Genomic DNA, 2,916 nt, shown 5'->3' with positions numbered 1-2,916 from the left:
TTGGAACAATACCATTACTTGGTTACTGTATGGTTTATATATTCTTGTGACAGTCATGTTGCTTATTGCGCCTAAGACGAAGAAGTAAACAATTCGCGTTTGTGGAGCGAAGCGGAACAATGAAAGCCCCAGTGGGGCTTTCAAGCGACCGAACGGTCTTGCGGCAGAAAGATGGAGGGGCCTCGCCCCGACAAGTTCCAGTTTGCCGGGCGGACAGGCAACCGAAAACCACACAAAAAACGAGGGAGCAGCCATGGTACTTTATTTTACGGGAACCGGCAACAGCCGGTATCTGGCGCGGCGCATTGCCGAAGGGCTGGAGATGCCGCTTTTCGACCTGAACGCCTGCATCAAGGCAGGGGATACTGCCCCGGTGCAGACTGGCCGGGATGTGGTGCTGGTAACGCCTACCTACGCATGGCGTATCCCCCGGGTGGTGTCCGAGTGGCTGGGCAAGACCGCACTGACCGGGGCAGAGTGCATCTGGTTTGTGATGGATTGTGGCAGCGAAATTGGCAATGCGGCAGGCTATAACCGGCAGCTTGCAGCGCAAAAGCAGCTGCAGTATATGGGCACAGCCCAGATCATCATGCCGGAAAACTACATTGCCATGTTCAATGCACCCCGAAAGGAGCAGGCACGGAGCATCGTGGAGCAGGCAGAGCCTGCGCTTCAGAAGGTGCTGACCCGGCTCAGAGCCGGGCGGGAATTTCCCCCGCCGAGAGAGAACCTCTACGACCGCCTTATGAGCGGCCCAGTGAACCCGGTGTTCTATCGCTTTTTTGTAAAAGCGGATGCCTTCCGGGCAACGGACGCCTGCATCGGCTGCGGTAAGTGCGTGGAGTTGTGCCCCCTGAACAACATCCGTCTGGAAAACGGCAAACCGGTCTGGGGCAAAAACTGCACCCACTGCATGGCGTGCATCTGCTATTGCCCCAAAGAGGCCATCGAGTACGGCAAAAAGAGCAGGGGAAAGCCCCGGTATCACTTTGAAGCGCTGGAAAAGCAGCAGGACGTATGAAGAAAAAAGGAAAACCGACGATGGTGAAAAACAGATGAAGTATTTATACTTGCATGGATTAGGACAAAAGCCAGACAGTTGGGACAGAGTAATAAAAGAAACGACGGTTTCGGACAGCAGCGCCAGCTTGAGCTTGGCAGAGATGCTGGAAGGAAAAGCGGCCACCTATAAGGATCTGTATACTGCATTCTCAGAAGAGTGCAACAAGGAAAATGACGAAATCGTCTTGTGCGGGCTTTCCTTGGGTGCTGTTCTGGCACTTAATTATGCGATAGACCATCCGGACAAAGTAAAGGCGTTTGTGCTAATTGCGGCACAATACAAAATGCCTAAAAAATTATTGAAATTCCAGAATATGCTGTTCCGCTTTATGCCAAATGCAACGTTCAAGCAATTTGGATTCAAAAAAGCAGATGTGATCAGCTTGTGCGGTACAATGGCAGAATTGGATTTCAGAGATTCGTTATGTAAGGTGTCTTGTCCTGTATTGATCGTTTGTGGGGAAAAGGACAACGCAAATAAAAAAGCCTCAAAGGAACTTGCCGGTTATTTGAGCGATTCCTGCTACCGTGAACTTCTGAAAGCAGGTCATGAAGCAAACATAGAAGCTCCGGAGGAATTGGCAGCAGTGTTACAGGAATTTTATGATCATATCGAATAAACTACGATTCATCAAAGAAAGAGGACTGTAAAATGAACATCGAAGAACGGGCGGCACAGGCTGCCGCCAACGGCCACGAAACGCTGGATACCGATTCCTCTGCGGTGGCGGAGGAAAAGGGAGACCTTGCCTGCGAGCGCTATGTTCTGGACAACGACAAGCTGCAGGTGGAGGTGCTTGCAAATCTGGATAAAGTTCAGCCTGCCGGTGCGGTGGTCGTCGTTTCTTATCCCCGCATTGAAGGTGCAACTGGTCTGCCCGCACGGGTCTGGGCCATCACCGAATAAGAGTGGGGAAGTGGGAAAATGTCCTTTGAAAAAGCAAAAGCAGACCTGGAAGAAAAAGGTCTGGGAGACCATGTCATTGTGCTGAACGAGTCCTCGGCAACCGTGGCAGAGGCAGCTCACGCATTGGGCGTAGAGCCTGCCAGCATCGCCAAAACATTGTTGGCTGGACCCTTTTGTGATTCGCAGAGTAATGCCGGCAATATTGATTCCGTATTGCAGACGTAAAAACTGTTGACTCTGCGATTGGGCTCCATCTGCAATAAAAAAAGGGCAAAGCCGCCTGCATGCAGGAGACCTTGCCCTTTTGTGTTATATTTTACAATAAATTAGGCAGTTTCCCGTGTATTCACAGAGCCACGCTGACCGGCAGGACATACACGCCGTCGGCGGTGTAGAAGGTGATCTGAGTGATCGTCTTGCCGATGATGGATGCAAAGTAAGGATCATCGGCATTGAGGCCCAGCTTGGTACCATGCCAGATGTTGGCCAGATGACGCAGGCCGTACTCACTGCCATCGGCGGTGGTCAGAACTACGCCGTAGACCTTGTTGGTCTTATAGTCCAGATCAAAACCGGAGATTTTCATCTCGTAGGTGGCGCGGTGACCGTTGGTATTCAGCTCCACAGTGGTGCCCTCTACGGTGGTCTCGGTGGCGTGGACCTTGCCAAACTCCCACTTGCCGCTCAGCAGGTTATACCATGCGGTGATGTAGTAGGCAGGGGTCTCACTGAGCTTGTAGTAAGCGTAGCTCTCGTTCTCAAACAAGGCATCTGCGCCGGTGTAGGTGGTGGTGGATTCCTTGCCCTTCAGGGTAACGGTAATGTCGTAGCTGTCGGCATCGGTGACCTGCTTTGCATTCTTCAGCGCCCACGGGGTCAGCACCTTGACCGGGAAGGAAACGCCGGTGATGTCGGTGCCATCTGCGTTGACGTGGTAGGAACCGGCG

4 protein-coding genes and 1 pseudogene are annotated in these 2,916 nt (G+C 52.3%); 4 read left to right on the top strand and 1 reads right to left on the bottom strand.

All coding sequences use genetic code 11. The annotated features are described in order from the left end of the window. Positions 1-253: 253 nt before the first annotated feature. From ACMP1L_RS14035 to ACMP1L_RS14020, 4 genes are read left to right on the top strand one after another with little or no spacing between them, the layout of a single operon-like run. Positions 254-1,021: an EFR1 family ferrodoxin gene (locus ACMP1L_RS14035; RefSeq protein ID WP_418453387.1), complete on the top strand. Its 768-nt coding sequence runs from the start codon at positions 254-256 to the stop codon at positions 1,019-1,021. Then, positions 990-1,682 carry an alpha/beta fold hydrolase gene (locus ACMP1L_RS14030; RefSeq protein ID WP_418453386.1) on the top strand — a complete coding sequence of 231 codons (693 nt, stop codon included), beginning with the start codon at positions 990-992 and terminating at the stop codon, positions 1,680-1,682. The genes ACMP1L_RS14035 and ACMP1L_RS14030 overlap by 32 nt, the downstream gene beginning before the upstream one ends. Before the next feature lie 32 nt (positions 1,683-1,714). Continuing rightward, positions 1,715-1,969: a cyclase family protein gene (locus ACMP1L_RS14025; protein WP_418453385.1), complete on the top strand. Its 255-nt coding sequence runs from the start codon at positions 1,715-1,717 to the stop codon at positions 1,967-1,969. 18 nt (positions 1,970-1,987) lie between these two features. Further along, the gene (locus ACMP1L_RS14020) at positions 1,988-2,194 is read left to right on the top strand and encodes a YbaK/EbsC family protein (protein ID WP_418453384.1); all 207 of its coding nucleotides are present in this window, start codon (positions 1,988-1,990) and stop codon (positions 2,192-2,194) included. Positions 2,195-2,315: 121 nt separating this feature from the next. Here ACMP1L_RS14020 and ACMP1L_RS14015 read toward each other — a convergent pair. Beyond that, positions 2,316-2,916, bottom strand: a pseudogene (locus tag ACMP1L_RS14015) (penicillin-binding Tp47 domain C-containing protein); the annotation flags it as partial.

It is taken from the genome of Ventrimonas sp., from assembly GCF_048380235.1.
In the GTDB taxonomy this organism is placed as follows: domain Bacteria; phylum Bacillota; class Clostridia; order Lachnospirales; family Lachnospiraceae; genus Brotaphodocola.
The sequence above is the reverse complement of the archived record's forward strand: the minus strand, read 5'-3'. Positions and strand labels throughout refer to the sequence as shown.

Bases quoted from the DNA above. Each gene is read 5' to 3' on its own strand.
- ACMP1L_RS14035 (WP_418453387.1), top strand. From the start codon at position 254: ATGGTACTTTATTTTACGGGAACCGGCAACAGCCGGTATCTGGCGCGG.
- ACMP1L_RS14025 (WP_418453385.1), top strand. From the start codon at position 1,715: ATGAACATCGAAGAACGGGCGGCACAGGCTGCCGCCAACGGCCACGAA.
- ACMP1L_RS14020 (WP_418453384.1), top strand. From the start codon at position 1,988: ATGTCCTTTGAAAAAGCAAAAGCAGACCTGGAAGAAAAAGGTCTGGGA.